Here is a 15034-nt window from a genome sequence, read left to right as displayed (position 1 = left end):
CCCGATGAAACGAAGCAAGTACGTCCAGCTTTCGCTGGCAGCGTCGGTCGCCATGGCGATATCCGGCTGCGGGCCGACGGAAAAAACCTACGATTTGCAGAAGAAGTACAACTTCCAGTCCGTGCAGCAATGTGCCGATGAAAAGCTTCCGGTGGACGTGTGCTCGGACGCCTACATGACGGCCATGGCCGAGCATCGGCGCATTGCCCCGGTGTACGACAGCCAGGCCGATTGCGATGCCGACTTTGTCGCCGACTGGTGCCAGCAGGACTCCACCGGCAAGTTCATCCCCAAGCTCGGCGGTTTCGAACTGACCGCCGCCGGCCAGGTGACCCAATCCCAGGTCGATGCTGCCAATGCTCAAGCGGGCGGCTCCCAGGCAAGCGGCGGCGGCTCAGGCTTCTCTACCAGCAGCCTGCTGACAGGCCTGTTGATTGGCAACATGCTGAGCAACAACCGCAACAGCTACCGCTCCGAGCCGGTGTACCGCTATCGCGATGATCGCGGCAACTACGGCAACTCGACGCTCAATCAGCGCGTCTCCAATGGGGCAACCTTCGGCCGCTCCAACCAAGCCCGGTATGGCAGCAGCAATTACACGAACACACTGCGCTCTTCCAACAAGTCGAGCTCCGTTGCCTCGTCCACCTCCCGTGGCGGCTTCGGCAGCAAGGCCAGTGCACGCAGCGGCTGGGGCGGCGGTGGGTCGAGCAGTTAAGGAAACCGGGCGATGAAAAAGATCCAATGCGCAGAGCGTCATGACTGGAAACAGACTGCCGACAGCCTCGGCTTTCTGTTCCACACCATCGACGACGAACCCTACTGGGACGAGAGCGCGTACTACCAATTCACGCTCGAGCAAATCGAGCGCGACCTTGAAGACCCGACCACCGAGATTCATGACATGTGCATGGACCTCGTGGCCCGCGTGGTTCAAAGCGAGGAATTGTTGGAACGCCTGAGCATTCCCGCGCCGTTCTTCGACATGATTCGAACCTCATGGCTCGAAGGCCACCCGCACCTGTACGGGCGCATGGACTTCTCCTACAACGGCACCGGGCCCGCCAAACTGCTCGAACTCAACTACGACACACCGACCAGCCTCTATGAGGCCGCGGCGTTTCAATGGGGCTGGCTGGAACAATGCATCGAACGCGGCCTGCTGCCCAAGCATGCCGACCAGTTCAACAGCATCGACACGAAACTGCATCAGGCCTTCGCTCAACTGCAGGTCAACCAGCCGTTCTACTTCGCCTCGATGAAAGACTCGATCGAAGACAAAGGCACCACCGACTACCTGCGCCTCGTCGCGGAAAAAGTCGGCATCGAATCCCGCCACATTGACATCGAAGACATCGGCCTCACCAGTGATGGCCGTTTTGTCGACCTCGAAGATCGCTGGATTCCCCACCTGTTCAAACTGCACGCCTGGGAATTCATCTTCCACGAGCCCTTCGGCGCCGCGATTGCCCAGTGCGATACCCAGTTTTTCGAGCCCGCCTGGAAATCCATCCTCTCCAACAAAGGCATCCTGCCGCTGTTGTGGGAATTCAACAAAGGCCACCCCAACCTGCTCGCCTCCCACCTGGATACCGACCCCGGCAAAGCCGTGCCAAAGGGCTGGGTGCGCAAACCGTTCTTCTCCCGCGAAGGCGCCAACATCGAACTGCAAACCGCCGACGGCCTGATCGTAAAAGAAGACGGCCCCTACACCGACGCGCCGTTCATCCTCCAGGAATTCGCACCGCTGCCGCGCTTTGGTGACAGCTACACACTGATCGGGTCCTGGGTGATCGGCGATCAAGCCGCCGGGATTGGCGTGCGAGAAGACAATAGCTTGATCACCAAAGACTCCAGCCGGTTTCTACCGCACTTGATCCTCGACTGAGAAACTCCGCTGCTTCAAAGGCAAACATGACCCCTGTGGGAGCGGGACAACTCCAGCCGGTTTCTACCGCACTTGATCCTCGACTGAGAAACTCCGCTGCTTCAAAGGCAAACATGACCCCTGTGGGAGCGGGCAAGCCCACTCCCCACAAAGGCTATCAACCTCATCCCTGACGCGCCGTCACCGCCGCATACCCATTCATCAAATTCCGATAATTAGGAATCCGCTGAGACAACAAATTCCCCAACCCTTCCATGTCATTGCGCCAGTCACCCTGCAACTCACACGCCACCGAAAACCAATTCATCAACTGCGCCCCCGCCTGCGTCATCCGGCTCCACGCCGCCTGCTGCACCGTGGTATTAAACGTGCCCGATGCATCCGTCACCACAAACACCTCAAACCCCTCCGCCAGCGCCGACAACGTCGGGAACGCCACACACACATCCGTCACCACACCCGCAATGATGATCTGCTTACGCCCAGTCGCCTTGACCGCCTTAACGAAATCCGCGTTATCCCAGGCATTAATCTGACCAGGGCGAGCGATATACGGCGCCTGCGGGAACATCTCCTTCAGCTCCGGCACCAACGGGCCGTTAGGGCCTTGCTCGAAACTGGTGGTGAGGATGGTCGGCAGGTTGAAGAACTTGGCCAAGTCAGCCAGGGCCAGCACGTTGTTCTTGAACTCGTTGGGGGAGAAGTCCCGCACCAGCGAGATCAGGCCGGTTTGGTGGTCGACCAACAGGACTACGGCGTCGTCTTTGTTCAAGCGGTTGTAGGTTGGAGTGCTCATGGTTGAATCCTTTTTTTGTTTAGGTGGGTTGGGTGTTGCGTTCAACATGGGCACAGATTAATGGGTGGGTGGCGGGGGATAAATTGGGTGGGATGGGTAATACCGTCAACTCAGGGGGGGACAATGGTTGGAGGGCCAGCAGTACCCGTCCCTTTCATTTGCAGGACGTTTCCTAGAGAATCCCAGCGGCTTGCGCCAGCAAAATCTCGCGACTAGGCTGCGGATCGTCACTGCCTATTCAGTGATCGGGTTTAGTCGCCCGGACTTCGCTAGGCGCACGCGCCATCCCAAAGCCAGGTGTCTCCTCACCTGCACTTTATGGTGGCTGTGCGCAGGGCACCTTCGGGTGCGCCGGTGCCTAGCGGCCGGTCGACTAACCTGCGTACAGCCGCCACCTCTGCTCGTTTAGTCGCGAAAGGACGGTGGTTTTCACTTTCCGCTAGAGGTTTTCTATGGATAACATTGTTTCGGATTTACCCTCATCGGCTGCGACTAAGCCATTTACTGTTAATGAAGAACTGAGCTTTGAAGATGCTTGGGTGAGGGTGGCCGAGTTGCTGCAGTGTGCGGTGGCTACATCGCAGGCGCTTGGTGAACCGCTGGGTGCGCCGCATCGGGCGGTGATGCATTTGGTGGAGATGGCGAAGATGGTGGCGGATCGGGCTGTGGGGTGTTTGCAGCCGAGGTGATACACCTTTGCTTATTTCAATTGTCCAACAGCTGTTTGGACTGCTATCAGGAAGATTCTTGGATGGGATAGGATTATTTCGGACAATTAAAAAGCCGGCTTGTGGCCGGCTTCTCGGGGACTGCTTCAGCTTGTTTTTGACAAGCCTCACCAGCCTTCAAATCGCTCAGCCAACATCACGTCTGGCTGAATAGTAGGGGCATCTGCGGGAACTCCTCCGCATCGCCCAGCAGGTTAGATAGCGCAAAGCCACCCCTGCCAAATGTGCGGCGCATGATACCCACATTCACCTCACATGCCTACCTCCGGGTCCGATTTAGAGCCTTCCCAGCCCAGCAGGTGTTCGTCAAGCGGCACCGGTCGGCGGTTGTTCAGGGTCGACCACCAGAACACCCAGCCCACGATCTCGAAGTTCTGCTCAAAGCGTTGCTCGTGGGTGAGGTATTCGTCTGGGTGTTCGCTGGCGTTGTGGCTGCGCATGCGCAGGCCGCCGCCGGGGCGGTTGTAGAGGTATTTGATGCGCAGCATGCCGTCGTGTTCGACGGCGTAGATTTCGCCGTCGGTGATTTGGCTGCGACCGCGGTCGATGGCGAGGGTGGCGCCTTGTTGGATGATGTCGATCATGCTGTTGTCGACCATGTAGGCGCCTACGGCGCGGTCGGGGTTTACGTTGAGGGCTTTGAGGGTGTGCAGGGAGACGCGGATGCGCTCGGTGGAGGTGAAGGTGGGGTGGAGGGCGATCTCCACGTCGAGTTTTTCCGGGAGGCAGGCGGGGCCTGTGAGGTATTTGCCGCTTTCTTCGCGGGTGCGCAGTCCTTTGCTTGTGGCGGGCCCTTCGAGTAGAAAGTTGGCCGGTGGGTGTTTGGGGCCTTCGCCGGTGCGTAGCCAACGGCTGGAGACGCAGAGCAGTTCTGCGATCTCGTTGAGTCGGCCCATGGGCACGCCGCGTTTGAACCAGTTGTTCACGTGTTGAGGCGTGACGCCGCGGTTCTTGGCGAAGTCGGAGGCGGAAAGATGAACTTCCCGCAGTAGTGCTTTTAGTCGATCACCTGATGTATTCATAAACAACGAGTTTACTGGCGGGGAAAACACATCAAATAAACCATGCGTTGAATTGCGTACGTAGGGATTTACTTAGTTGTAGGGCGATATTTCAATGTTTTTACTTTATTAAACATTGCGCGTTAAACATTGAACTTCGGGTTTAATTTTTTCCACAAAAAAAGCCCCGAGTAGTCGGGGCTTTTTTGATTGCCGGGGCAATGAGGAGCGGGTATCAGCCTTTGTAGGCAGCGACCGACTTCATGATCTCGGCGCGGGCGGCGTCTGCGTTGCCCCAACCGTCGATCTTCACCCATTTGCCTTTTTCGAGGTCTTTGTAGTTCTCGAAGAAGTGCTTGATCTGTTCCAGCAGCAGTGGCGGCAGGTCGGTGTATTCCTTCACGTCCACGTACAGCTGGGACAGCTTGTCGTGTGGCACGGCGATAACTTTGGCATCGCCGCCGCCGTCGTCGGTCATGTTCAGGATGCCGACTGGGCGCGCGCGGATGACCGAGCCTGGGGTAACCGGGTAAGGGGTTACGACCAGCACGTCGAGGGGGTCACCGTCGTCAGCCAGGGTGTTGGGGATGAAACCGTAGTTGGCCGGGTAGAACATCGGGGTGGCCATGAAACGGTCAACGAACAGGCAGTCGCTGTCTTTGTCGATTTCGTATTTGATCGGCGCGTGGTTGGCCGGAATTTCGATGGCGACGTAGATGTCGTTCGGCAGGTCTTTGCCAGCCGGAATCTTGCTGTAGCTCATTGGGCGATGCCCCCGTAGTTGGCCATGGAACATGGCCGGATTGGCCTAAAAGTGGCGGCGATTATAGGCATATTCTGACGCCGATGCCATGCGTCAGACGTCGTACGGCGCTTGGCGTTCCGTCTGATAGCGCGCATCGCTGGCTTGCAGTTGGTGCAAGCGGGCCAGGGGATCCTGGCGATAAAAGCGGCTCAGCTGCGCGTACACCTGTGGATAACTGTTGACCAGTAAATCCGGGGCGCTGAAAAAATATTCGCTGGTGACGGCAAAGAACTCCGCCGGGTTTTCGGCGGCGTAGGGGTCGATTTCGGTGTCGACGTCGGGGTGGGCGTCCAGCTGGCGGTTGAGGTCGTCAAACGCGCTTTGCATCACGCTGGCCCATTCCTGCACGCGCATGTCGTGGTGCAGCGGCGGCAGGCCGTTGGCGTCACCGTTGAGCATGTCCAGCTTGTGTGCCAGTTCGTGGATGACCAGGTTGTAGCCTTCCCAGTTGCCACTGGCGAGTACGCCGGGCCAGGCGAGGATCACCGGGCCTTGTTGCCAGGCTTCGCCGCTGTGTTCGCCGTCCCACTCGTGCTCCACGCCGCTGGCATCGCGATGGCGCTGGGGGCTGATGAAGTCGTCGGGGTATAGCACGATTTCGTGGAAGCCCTGGTACCAGTCGAGGTCGCCAAGGTTCATCAGCGGCAGTTGCGCCTGGGCGGCAAGCAGCAGGCGTTGTTCCTGGTGCAGGTCGACGCCGGGCAGGGCGGTGAGGTGTTTTTCGGCGAGGAATACCACGCAGGCTTCGCGCAGCCACTGGTCTTGCTCGGCGTTGATGCCGTCGAGGAAGGTCAGGTGGTGGCGCACCCGTTGCCAGGTGTCATCGGCAATCGGGTGCTTGGCCAGCAGGCGCCGGCGACGCCAGGCGCTGAGGGACCACATCGCAGGTTACTGCGGTTTGGCTTCGGAGGAGTTGCTGCCGAAACGGCTGCGGACCACGCCGATGATCATCGGCACCAGCGACAGCAGGATGATAAACACCACCAGCAGCGACAGGTTTTTCTTGATAAACGGCACGTTGCCGAAGAAGTAGCCCAAGGTCACCAGGCCGCCGACCCAGATAATGGTGCCGAACACACTGAAACCGAAGAAACGCGGATACGGCATTTTGGCGATGCCGGCGACGAACGGTGCGAAGGTACGCAGGATTGGCAGGAAGCGCGCCAGGGTCACGGTTTTGCCGCCGTGCTTGTCGTAGAAGTCGTGGGTTTTTTGCAGGTAGTCGCGGCGGAAGATTTTCGAGTTCGGGTTGCTGAACAAGCGTTCTCCGGCTGTTCGCCCGATCACGTAGTTGGTGCTGTCGCCGAGGATCGCCGCCAGCATCAGCAGGCCGCCCAGTAACACCGGGTCCATGCCGCCGCCTGCAGCCACGGCGCCGGCGATAAACAGCAACGAATCACCCGGCAGGAAAGGCATGACCACCAGGCCGGTTTCGCAAAAAATCACTAGAAACAGAATGGCGTAGATCCACGGACCGTAATTGGTTACCAGCAGGTCGAGGTAGACGTCGAGATGCAGGATAAGGTCGAGCGGGTTGAAATCCATGGGTGGCACCTGTGTGAATGGCCCGACTCAGCAGGCCTGTGCGGAAGCTCGGGTAAGTAAGGCTACATAGGTATGCCGTATTTCTTACAACCCTGAAAGGTGCGCATTATACGTACTGAAAGGTGAAAAGCGTGTGGGTTTTGTAGCGGGGCGTGTCGTGATATTTCGATCTTCTGGTCATTGCTGATCTAAATGTGAGAGCTGGCTTATTGTGGCGAGCGGGCAAGCCCCCGCCACAGGAGGCCTGCTGGCCACGGGAAGCTCACTTGCCACACTAGTAAGCAAAAGCGATTTGGCCTTATCAGTCCTCACTGATCGGCAACACGTAGTTCTTGAACTCCGTGTCTTCACGAAACCCAATCGACTCATAGGTCTTCTGCGCCACGTCGTTGTCACTGCTGGTCGACACTCGCAGGCGCACCGCGTGGGTCTCTTTGGCCATTTTCTTCGCCGTGCGCATCAGGTTGTCGGCCACCAGTTGTCGGCGGGCGTCTTCGGCCACGTAGATGTCATTGAGGATCCACACGCGTTTAAGCGACAGCGACGAATAGCTCGGGTACAGCTGGCAAAACCCCAGCAGTCGCTTGTCGTCATCATCGGCCAGGGCCAGGTAGATCACCGACTCCTTGCGACGCAGGCGCTTTTCCAGGAAGGCCCGCGACGAGTCCGGAAACGGCAGCGCTCCGTAAAACTCGCGGTACTTGACGAACAGCGGGGTTAACAGGTCCAGGTGTTCCAGGGTCGCTTGAGTAATCCGCATGCCAGGCCTCAACTTCCAAATGGGTGATGACCACACAAGCGGCCGTGTCCGGATGCTGCCTAATGGCGCGAAAAAGCGCAATCGTGCGGCTAATAGGTTATTCCGGCGGGCTGAGCAGGAAATTGCCTTTCATCAGGTCAGGATCATCCGACTCGATGGTCTGCACCTGCGCCTCGTCCTTGAGATTGACCCCCGACAGCTGGCGACGACACGCCTCTTTCATCAAGTAAAGCAGGCGATGCGCGGCCATGCCGTAGCTCAGGCCTTCCAGGCGCACATTAGAAATGCAGTTGCGGTAGGCATCGGTAAGGCCGACCTTGGGGTTGTAGGTGAAATACAGCCCCAGGCTGTCCGGCGAGCTGAGCCCCGGCCGTTCGCCGATCAAAATCACCACCATCTTGGCGCCCAGCAACTGGCCGACTTCATCCGCCACCGCCACACGGCCCTGTTCCACCAGAATTACGGGCGACAACGACCACCCTTCGGCGTGAGTCTGTTCCTCCATGCGTGTAAGAAACGGCAACGTGTGTTTATGCACGGCCAGCGCCGACAGCCCATCGGCCACCACCACGGCCAGGTCCACACCGCCAGGGTTGGCGGCAGCATAGTCGCGCAGGCTTTGCGCCGACTCATCACTCAAGCGCCGCCCCAGGTCTGGGCGTTGCAAATACATGTGCCGGTCCACGGCGGCGCTGTGCAACAACAAGCTGTCACGGCCGCGCTCGGCCATCTGGCTACTGAGGGCTGCGTGGTCGAAGGGCAGGTGCACGGCGTCGCGCGCCTGGGCGTGGGCGAATTGAAAGTCCAACTGCGCGCTGGTGGGGATGCTGGTGCCGGTGCGGCCCAGGGCAATGCGCGCCGGAGTCAAGCGGCGCAGTTCCAACCACGGGTTATCAGGCAGTTCTACTTGCACAGGCGGCTCCTTCATCCCAATTGCTTCAAGGCGTGGCGAAACGCCGGTGGCAGGCTGTTGCCGAAGTGCACCTTGCCGTCGGCTTGCGTGAAGATGCCCATTTTCGCCAGCCACTGTTCAAACTCCGGCGCCGGTTTTAAACCCAATGTTTGCCGGGCGTATAACGCGTCGTGGAACGAGGTGGTCTGGTAGTTGAGCATGATGTCGTCGGAGCCGGGGATGCCCATGATGAAGTTGATCCCGGCCACGCCCAGCAGGGTCAGCAGGGTGTCCATGTCGTCCTGGTCGGCTTCGGCGTGGTTGGTGTAGCAGATGTCGCACCCCATCGGCACGCCGAGCAGCTTGCCGCAGAAGTGGTCTTCGAGGCCGGCGCGGATAATCTGCTTGCCGTTGTACAGGTACTCGGGGCCGATAAAGCCTACGACGGTATTGACCAAAAACGGCTTGAAATGCCGCGCTACGGCGTAGGCGCGGGTTTCGCAGGTTTGCTGGTCGACGCCAAAGTGCGCGTTGGCCGACAAGGCGCTGCCCTGGCCGGTTTCGAAGTACATCAGGTTCTGGCCCAAGGTGCCGCGGTTCAGGCTCAAGCCCGCGTCATAACCTTCCTGCAGCACGCTCAGGCTGATGCCGAAACTGGCGTTGGCCGCCTCAGTGCCGGCAATCGACTGAAACACCAAGTCCAGCGGCACGCCACGGTTGATGGCCTCGATGGAGGTGGTGACGTGGGTCAGCACGCAGGCTTGGGTGGGGATTTCGTAGCGCTGGATGATTGCGTCGAGCATCTCCAGCATGGCGCAGATCGAAGCGATACTGTCGGTGGCCGGGTTGATGCCGATCATGGCGTCGCCGTTGCCGTAGAGCAGCCCGTCGAGGATGCTCGCGGCGATGCCCGCCGGTTCGTCTGTAGGGTGGTTGGGTTGCAGGCGGGTCGACAGGCGCCCGCGCAGGCCCAGGGTGCCGCGAAACTGGGTGACCACGCGGATCTTTTGCGCGACCAAGACCAAGTCCTGCACGCGCATGATTTTGGAGACGGCGGCGGCCATTTCCGGTGTCAGCCCGGGCGCCAGGGCGCGCAGGGAATGTTCGTCGGCCGCGTCGCTGAGCAGCCAGTCGCGCAGGCCGCCAACGGTGAGGTGGCTGACCACGCTAAACGCCTGTTTATCGTGGGTGTCGATGATCAGCCGGGTGACTTCGTCGCTTTCGTAGGGGATCAGCACTTCTTCGAGGAAGTGTTTCAACGGGATGTTCGCCAACGCCATCTGCGCTGCAACCCGTTCGCCGTCGTTCTGCGCGGCCACGCCGGCCAGGAAGTCCCCGGAACGCGCCGGGCTGGCCTTGGCCATCACGTCCTTGAGGCTGTCGAAGCGGTAGGTTTGTGCACCCACCGCGTGGGAAAAGCTTGCCATACAGTGTCTCCTGGGCGACGCGGGCAGGCTGTGAGTAAAGCGCCCGCGTCGAGGTTTACGGCAGTTAGTGCAAGGCGGCCTCTGCGGCCTGGATCGCCGCGAATTCTTCTTCGGGCGTGCCTGCTACCAAGTGATGCCGGCTGTAGAACGCAAAGTAAGCAATTAATACTCCATAGATGATCGCGGCGCCAATCACTACCCGTGGATCCACCAGAAACCCCGCCACCACGGCCACGCAGGCCAGTACCAGGGCGACGCCGGAGGTGAAAATGCCGCCCGGCGTGCGGTATGGGCGGTCCATTTTGGGGCGGCGGATGCGCAGGGTGATGTGCGCGGCCATCATTAGCACGTAGGAAATGGTCGCGCCAAACACCGCCACCAAGATCAGCAAGTCGCCCTGGCCGGTCAGCGACAGGCCAAACCCGATAATGCCGGGGATCACCAGTGCCAGCACCGGCGCCTTGCTTTTGTTGGTCTGCGACAGTTTGCGTGGCAGGTAGCCGGCGCGGGATAAGGCGAAGATCTGCCGCGAATAGGCATAGATAATCGAGAAAAAGCTCGCGATCAGCCCCGCCAGGCCAACGAGGTTGACGAAGCTGCCCATCCAGGTCGAACCGCCGTAGGACAATGCCAATGCTTCAACCAGCGGGTTGCCCGACTTGATCAGCGCATAAGTGCCGGCGCCGCCCGGTGCGATCACCAGAATCAGCAGGGCAAAACTGGTCAGCACCACAATGGCGCCGATCAGGCCTCGAGGCAGGTCACGTTTGGGGTTCTTGGTTTCTTCGGCGGCCAACGGCACGCCTTCGACGGCGAGGAAAAACCAGATGGCATAAGGAATCGCCGCCCACACGCCGACGTAGCCGAACGGCAGGAAGGTGCTGGCGCCTTTGGCCTCGGTCACCGGGACATCCAGCAGGTTGGCGACGTTGAAGTGCGGCACCATCGATACCAGGAACACACCCAAGGCAATCGCCGCGACAGCGGTGATCACAAACATCAGTTTCAAGGCTTCGCCCACACCAAAGATGTGGATGCCGATAAAGATGATGTAGAACGCCAGGTAAATCATCCAGCCGCCAATACCGAACAGCGACTCGCAGTAGGCGCCGATAAACACCGCGATGGCGGCAGGGGCGATGGCGTATTCGATCAGGATGGCGGTGCCCGTGAGGAACCCGCCCCAAGGGCCAAAGGCGCTGCGGGCAAAGCCGTAGCCGCCGCCAGCGGTGGGGATCATCGAGGACAGTTCGGCCAGGGAGAAACACATGCACAGGTACATGGTGGCCATGAGTAAGGTGGCGAGGAACATGCCGCCCCAGCCACCCTGGGCCAGGCCGAAGTTCCAGCCGGCGTAGTCGCCGGAGATCACATAGGCAACGCCAAGGCCAACCAAAAGCACCCAGCCGGCGGCGCCTTTTTTCAGTTCGCGTTGTTGAAAGTAGTCGGTGCCGACTTTTTCGAAGTCGACGGAAGAGCCGGTGGGTTCGCTAGGCATGGGGAAGTACCTTCCATTCTTATTGTTTTAGCTCGGCCTCTGTGTGCCGAATGCGCGTTGCAAGAACGTGCGACGATCTAATGTGGGAGCTGGCTTGCCTGCGATGCGGGCAACTCGGTGTATATGGCTGACCGAGGTGATGCTTATCGCAGGCAAGCCTGCTCCCATACTTGATTGCATTTCAAGTTGAGAGCGGGTCGCCCGTTACAGGGTTAAGTTAGAAAAAGCCCAACGGATTAATGTCGTAGCTCACCAGCAAGTTCTTGGTCTGCTGGTAGTGATCCAACATCATCTTGTGCGTCTCACGGCCCACACCCGACTTCTTGTAACCGCCAAACGCGGCATGCGCCGGGTACAGGTGGTAGCAGTTGGTCCACACACGGCCCGCCTTGATCGCGCGGCCCATGCGGTAGGCGCGGTTGATGTCGCGGGTCCACACACCGGCGCCCAGGCCGAACTCGGTGTCGTTGGCAATTGCCAGGGCTTCGGCTTCGTCCTTGAAGGTGGTGATGCTCACGACCGGGCCGAAGATTTCTTCCTGGAACACGCGCATTTCGTTGGTGCCCTTGAGCAGGGTCGGCTGGATGTAATAACCGCCGGCCATGTCGCCGGTGAGCTTCTCGACTTTGCCGCCGGTCAGCAGTTGCGCGCCTTCGCCCTTGGCGATTTCCAGGTAGGACAGGATCTTGTCGAACTGTTGCTCGGAGGCTTGGGCGCCGACCATGGTGTCGGTGTCCAGCGGGTCGCCGCGTTTGATCTGCTCGACCTTTTTCATTACCACTTTCATGAAGTCGTCGTAGATCGACTCTTCCACCAGCGCACGCGATGGGCAGGTGCACACCTCGCCTTGGTTGAAGAACGCCAGCACCAGGCCTTCGGCGGCTTTCTCGATAAACGACGGTTCGGCTTTCATGATGTCGGCGAAGAAGATGTTCGGCGACTTGCCGCCCAGCTCAACCGTGGACGGAATAATGTTCTCGGCCGCCGCGTGCATGATGTGCGAGCCCACCGGGGTGGAACCGGTAAAGGCGATCTTGGCGATGCGCTTGCTGGTGGCCAGGGCTTCGCCGGCTTCTTTGCCGAAACCGTGCACCACGTTCAGCACGCCCGGTGGCAGCAGGTCGCCGATCAGTTCCATCAGCACGCTGATGCCCAGCGGAGTTTGCTCGGCGGGTTTGAGCACCACGCAGTTACCGGCGGCCAGGGCCGGCGCGAGTTTCCAGGCGGCCATCAGCAGCGGGAAGTTCCACGGGATGATCTGGCCGACCACGCCCAGCGGCTCATGGAAGTGATACGACGCGGTGTGTTCGTTGATTTCGGCGCTGGTGCCTTCCTGGGCGCGGATGCAACCGGCGAAGTAGCGGAAGTGGTCGGCCGCCAGTGGGATGTCGGCGTTGAGGGTTTCACGCACGGCCTTGCCGTTGTCCCACGTTTCGGTGACGGCCAGCAGTTCGAGGTTCTGTTCGATGCGGTCAGCGATTTTCAGCAGCACCAGTGAGCGGTCCTGGGCCGAGGTCTTGCCCCAGGCATCTGCGGCGGCATGGGCGGCGTCGAGGGCTTTGTCGATGTCTTTGGCCGTGGAACGCGGGAATTCGGCGATGGGCTTGCCGTTGACTGGCGAGGTGTTGGTGAAATAGTTGCCATCTACCGGCGCGACGAATTCGCCGCCGATGAAGTTGCCGTATTTGGCCTTGAACGAAACGATCGCGCCGTCAGTACCGGGGTGTGCGTAACGCATGGGGGGCATCTCCTGCTTTTATGTTTATTGGAGTACAGCGGTGTTGCGCTTGATAAAGCCTAGAGCAAAGGTCGGGCCACTGCTTTGCAGGCCAGGTAAATCAGGGGGTTGGGCTTTGTTGCAAGGCGTTGCTGTGGCAGGTGTGGTACAGCTGGGGTGACAGTTTGTGCCACAAACGGTACAGCCTGTGACCGGTGGGTCTGCCCGGGATTGCAATGGCCGGATGGCTGGGGGATGCTGGCTGTTCTCAAGCAGTACGCAGGGAGAATAATAAGAACATGCACAACGATCAGTTCAGCCGCCACGCCCAGCAAGTCCTCACCGTCACACGCGGGCAAGAGATTGCCCAAGGCCCCGGCAGCGACCCGTCCATCGCCCGTTCCTGGCTGCGTTGCCTGGAGGACTACCACCTCGACCCCGCATTGAGCATCGCCCCCACCGTGCTCGAACACGGGCGCCTGCTGGAAAGTCGCGAACGCCTGCAACAGGTGCTGCACATCGCCGGCAGCGAGATGAACAGCCTGCACCAACAGCTCTCCGGCGCCGGCCATGCGGTACTGCTCACCGATGCGCGCGGGGTGATCCTCAACTGCGTCACCGCGCCTTCCGAGCGCAAGATTTTCGAGCGCGCCGGGCTGTGGCTGGGCGCCGACTGGAGTGAAGCGTGCGAAGGCACCAATGGCATCGGCACCTGCTTGGTGGAGCGCCAGTCCCTGACCATTCACCGCGATGAGCATTTTCGCGGGCGCCACACCGGCCTGACCTGTTCGGCGAGCCCGGTGTTCGACCCCCAAGGCGAATTGCTGGCGGTGCTGGACGTGTCGTCGGCGCGCGAAGCCGTGTCGCGTCAAAGCCAGTTCCACACCATGGCGCTGGTGAACCTGTCGGCAAAGATGATCGAGAGTTGTTACTTCCTGCGTCATTTTGAAAACCAGTGGCTGCTGCGTTTTCACCTGCAGGCCGAATCCGTTGGGTTATTCAGCGAGGGGCTGCTGGCGTTCGATGGCGAAGGGCGGATCTGTGCGGTTAACCAGAGCGCGCTGAACCTGCTGGGGCAGCTTCGCGGCAGCTTGCTGGGGCAGCCGGTGGAGGCGTTTTTCGAGTGTTCGCTGGACCAGTTGCTCGGTCGCGCCAGGGTTAACGCCACGGCCAGTTGGCCGCTGCGTACGCGCGATGGCCGGCATTTATTCGCCGCGTTACGTGGCCAAGCGCGAAGCACTGCGGCGCCGATGGCGAAGCCTGAGGCTCCACGCCTGCCGGGGATCTGCCTGGGCGATCCGGCGTTGCAGAATGATTTTCGCAAGGCTGTTAAGGTTTTCGAACGCGACGTGCCGCTGCTGATCAACGGCGAAACCGGCAGCGGTAAAGAAGCGTTTGCCAAGGCCGTGCACCAGGCCAGTCAGCGTGCCGACAAGGCGTTTATCGCCCTCAACTGCGGCGCCATTCCGGAAAGCCTGATCGAAAGTGAATTGTTCGGCTATCGCGGCGGCAGCTTCACGGGGGCCCGTAAGGAAGGCATGCAAGGCAAGCTGCAACAGGCGGATGGCGGCACGCTGTTCCTCGATGAAATCGGCGATATGCCCCTTGCCCTGCAGACCCGTCTATTAAGAGTGCTGGAAGATCGAATGGTGGTGCCCATCGGTGGTGAGCCCCAGGCTGTGAACGTCAGAATTATCAGCGCCACCCATCGCAACCTGCAGGAGCGCGTGCAGCACGGTGATTTTCGCGAAGACTTGTATTACCGGCTCAACGGCCTGGAAGTCGCTCTGCCGCCCTTGCGTGAGCGCAGTGACAAGGAGCAATTACTGGATTTCCTGCTGATACAGGAAGCAGGTGAGCAACCGGTGGTACTCGATGGTGCTGCTCGGCAGGCATTGTTGACGTTCGCCTGGCCGGGCAACGTGCGGCAGTTACGCACCGTACTGCGCACACTGGCTGCCCTCTGTGAGGGCGGGA

Annotated in this window: 13 protein-coding genes and 1 pseudogene; 4 read left to right on the top strand and 10 right to left on the bottom strand. The window is 60.0% G+C overall.

Features of this window, described 5'->3' with window-relative positions:
* The first annotated feature begins 4 nt into the window (after positions 1 to 4).
* Positions 5 to 718, top strand: a complete 714-nt coding sequence (locus GJU48_RS21440; protein WP_094952330.1) for a DUF1190 domain-containing protein — start codon at positions 5 to 7, stop codon at positions 716 to 718.
* Between the two features lie 12 nt (positions 719 to 730).
* On the top strand, positions 731 to 1888 hold the full coding sequence (locus tag GJU48_RS21435; protein ID WP_094952331.1) for a glutathionylspermidine synthase family protein: 1158 nt from the start codon (positions 731 to 733) through the stop codon (positions 1886 to 1888).
* Positions 1889 to 2051: 163 nt separating this feature from the next.
* Here GJU48_RS21435 and ycaC read toward each other — a convergent pair whose 3' ends face one another.
* Positions 2052 to 2684 (bottom strand): isochorismate family cysteine hydrolase YcaC, encoded by a 633-nt coding sequence (ycaC, locus tag GJU48_RS21430; protein ID WP_094952332.1) that lies wholly within the window; start codon positions 2682 to 2684, stop codon positions 2052 to 2054.
* A 452-nt stretch (positions 2685 to 3136) separates the two neighbouring features.
* On the opposite strand from ycaC, the gene GJU48_RS21425 reads away from it, so the two are divergent.
* On the top strand, positions 3137 to 3373 hold the full coding sequence (locus GJU48_RS21425) for a DUF6124 family protein (RefSeq protein ID WP_094952333.1): 237 nt from the start codon (positions 3137 to 3139) through the stop codon (positions 3371 to 3373).
* Positions 3374 to 3663: 290 nt separating this feature from the next.
* On the opposite strand, the gene GJU48_RS21420 is transcribed toward GJU48_RS21425, so the two are convergent.
* The 9 genes from GJU48_RS21420 to exaC all read right to left on the bottom strand — a co-directional run bounded on the left by GJU48_RS21420 (position 3664) and on the right by exaC (position 13078).
* Positions 3664 to 4434 (bottom strand): LexA family transcriptional regulator, encoded by a 771-nt coding sequence (locus tag GJU48_RS21420; RefSeq protein ID WP_094953337.1) that lies wholly within the window; start codon positions 4432 to 4434, stop codon positions 3664 to 3666.
* 214 nt (positions 4435 to 4648) lie between these two features.
* The gene (ppa, locus tag GJU48_RS21415; RefSeq protein ID WP_003176323.1) at positions 4649 to 5176 is read right to left on the bottom strand and encodes an inorganic diphosphatase; all 528 of its coding nucleotides are present in this window, start codon (positions 5174 to 5176) and stop codon (positions 4649 to 4651) included.
* 93 nt (positions 5177 to 5269) lie between these two features.
* Positions 5270 to 6100 carry a M90 family metallopeptidase gene (locus GJU48_RS21410; protein ID WP_094953339.1) on the bottom strand — a complete coding sequence of 277 codons (831 nt, stop codon included), beginning with the start codon at positions 6098 to 6100 and terminating at the stop codon, positions 5270 to 5272.
* Positions 6101 to 6106: 6 nt separating this feature from the next.
* Complete coding sequence (locus GJU48_RS21405; protein WP_094953340.1) at positions 6107 to 6763, bottom strand: DedA family protein; 657 nt, start codon at positions 6761 to 6763, stop codon at positions 6107 to 6109.
* Between the two features lie 301 nt (positions 6764 to 7064).
* Positions 7065 to 7523 (bottom strand): GNAT family N-acetyltransferase, encoded by a 459-nt coding sequence (locus GJU48_RS21400; RefSeq protein ID WP_094953341.1) that lies wholly within the window; start codon positions 7521 to 7523, stop codon positions 7065 to 7067.
* A 97-nt stretch (positions 7524 to 7620) separates the two neighbouring features.
* On the bottom strand, positions 7621 to 8451 hold the full coding sequence (gene eutC / locus GJU48_RS21395; RefSeq protein WP_094953342.1) for an ethanolamine ammonia-lyase subunit EutC: 831 nt from the start codon (positions 8449 to 8451) through the stop codon (positions 7621 to 7623).
* Positions 8448 to 9842 (bottom strand): ethanolamine ammonia-lyase subunit EutB, encoded by a 1395-nt coding sequence (locus tag GJU48_RS21390; protein ID WP_083356586.1) that lies wholly within the window; start codon positions 9840 to 9842, stop codon positions 8448 to 8450. The genes eutC and GJU48_RS21390 overlap by 4 nt, the downstream gene beginning before the upstream one ends.
* 64 nt (positions 9843 to 9906) lie before the next feature.
* The gene (eat, locus tag GJU48_RS21385; RefSeq protein ID WP_083356587.1) at positions 9907 to 11340 is read right to left on the bottom strand and encodes an ethanolamine permease; all 1434 of its coding nucleotides are present in this window, start codon (positions 11338 to 11340) and stop codon (positions 9907 to 9909) included.
* A 217-nt stretch (positions 11341 to 11557) separates the two neighbouring features.
* Positions 11558 to 13078 carry an acetaldehyde dehydrogenase ExaC gene (gene exaC / locus GJU48_RS21380; RefSeq protein WP_094953344.1) on the bottom strand — a complete coding sequence of 507 codons (1521 nt, stop codon included), beginning with the start codon at positions 13076 to 13078 and terminating at the stop codon, positions 11558 to 11560.
* Between the two features lie 278 nt (positions 13079 to 13356).
* Between exaC and GJU48_RS21375 the strand changes: the two are divergent.
* A pseudogene (locus GJU48_RS21375) lies at positions 13357 to 15033 on the top strand (sigma-54-dependent Fis family transcriptional regulator); the annotation flags it as partial.
* Position 15034 lies beyond the last annotated feature (1 nt).

The organism is Pseudomonas sp. IB20 (assembly GCF_009707325.1).
Classification (GTDB): Bacteria; Pseudomonadota; Gammaproteobacteria; order Pseudomonadales; family Pseudomonadaceae; genus Aquipseudomonas.
Note: the sequence above shows the minus strand (reverse complement) of the source record. Positions and strands in the feature narration are given on the sequence as shown.

Bases quoted from the DNA above. Each gene is read 5' to 3' on its own strand.
- GJU48_RS21440 (WP_094952330.1), top strand. From the start codon at position 5: ATGAAACGAAGCAAGTACGTCCAGCTTTCGCTGGCAGCGTCGGTCGCC.
- GJU48_RS21435 (WP_094952331.1), top strand. From the start codon at position 731: ATGAAAAAGATCCAATGCGCAGAGCGTCATGACTGGAAACAGACTGCC.
- ycaC (WP_094952332.1), bottom strand. From the start codon at position 2,684: ATGAGCACTCCAACCTACAACCGCTTGAACAAAGACGACGCCGTAGTC.
- GJU48_RS21425 (WP_094952333.1), top strand. From the start codon at position 3,137: ATGGATAACATTGTTTCGGATTTACCCTCATCGGCTGCGACTAAGCCA.
- GJU48_RS21420 (WP_094953337.1), bottom strand. From the start codon at position 4,434: ATGAATACATCAGGTGATCGACTAAAAGCACTACTGCGGGAAGTTCAT.
- ppa (WP_003176323.1), bottom strand. From the start codon at position 5,176: ATGAGCTACAGCAAGATTCCGGCTGGCAAAGACCTGCCGAACGACATC.
- GJU48_RS21410 (WP_094953339.1), bottom strand. From the start codon at position 6,100: ATGTGGTCCCTCAGCGCCTGGCGTCGCCGGCGCCTGCTGGCCAAGCAC.
- GJU48_RS21405 (WP_094953340.1), bottom strand. From the start codon at position 6,763: ATGGATTTCAACCCGCTCGACCTTATCCTGCATCTCGACGTCTACCTC.
- GJU48_RS21400 (WP_094953341.1), bottom strand. From the start codon at position 7,523: ATGCGGATTACTCAAGCGACCCTGGAACACCTGGACCTGTTAACCCCG.
- eutC (WP_094953342.1), bottom strand. From the start codon at position 8,451: ATGAAGGAGCCGCCTGTGCAAGTAGAACTGCCTGATAACCCGTGGTTG.
- GJU48_RS21390 (WP_083356586.1), bottom strand. From the start codon at position 9,842: ATGGCAAGCTTTTCCCACGCGGTGGGTGCACAAACCTACCGCTTCGAC.
- eat (WP_083356587.1), bottom strand. From the start codon at position 11,340: ATGCCTAGCGAACCCACCGGCTCTTCCGTCGACTTCGAAAAAGTCGGC.
- exaC (WP_094953344.1), bottom strand. From the start codon at position 13,078: ATGCGTTACGCACACCCCGGTACTGACGGCGCGATCGTTTCGTTCAAG.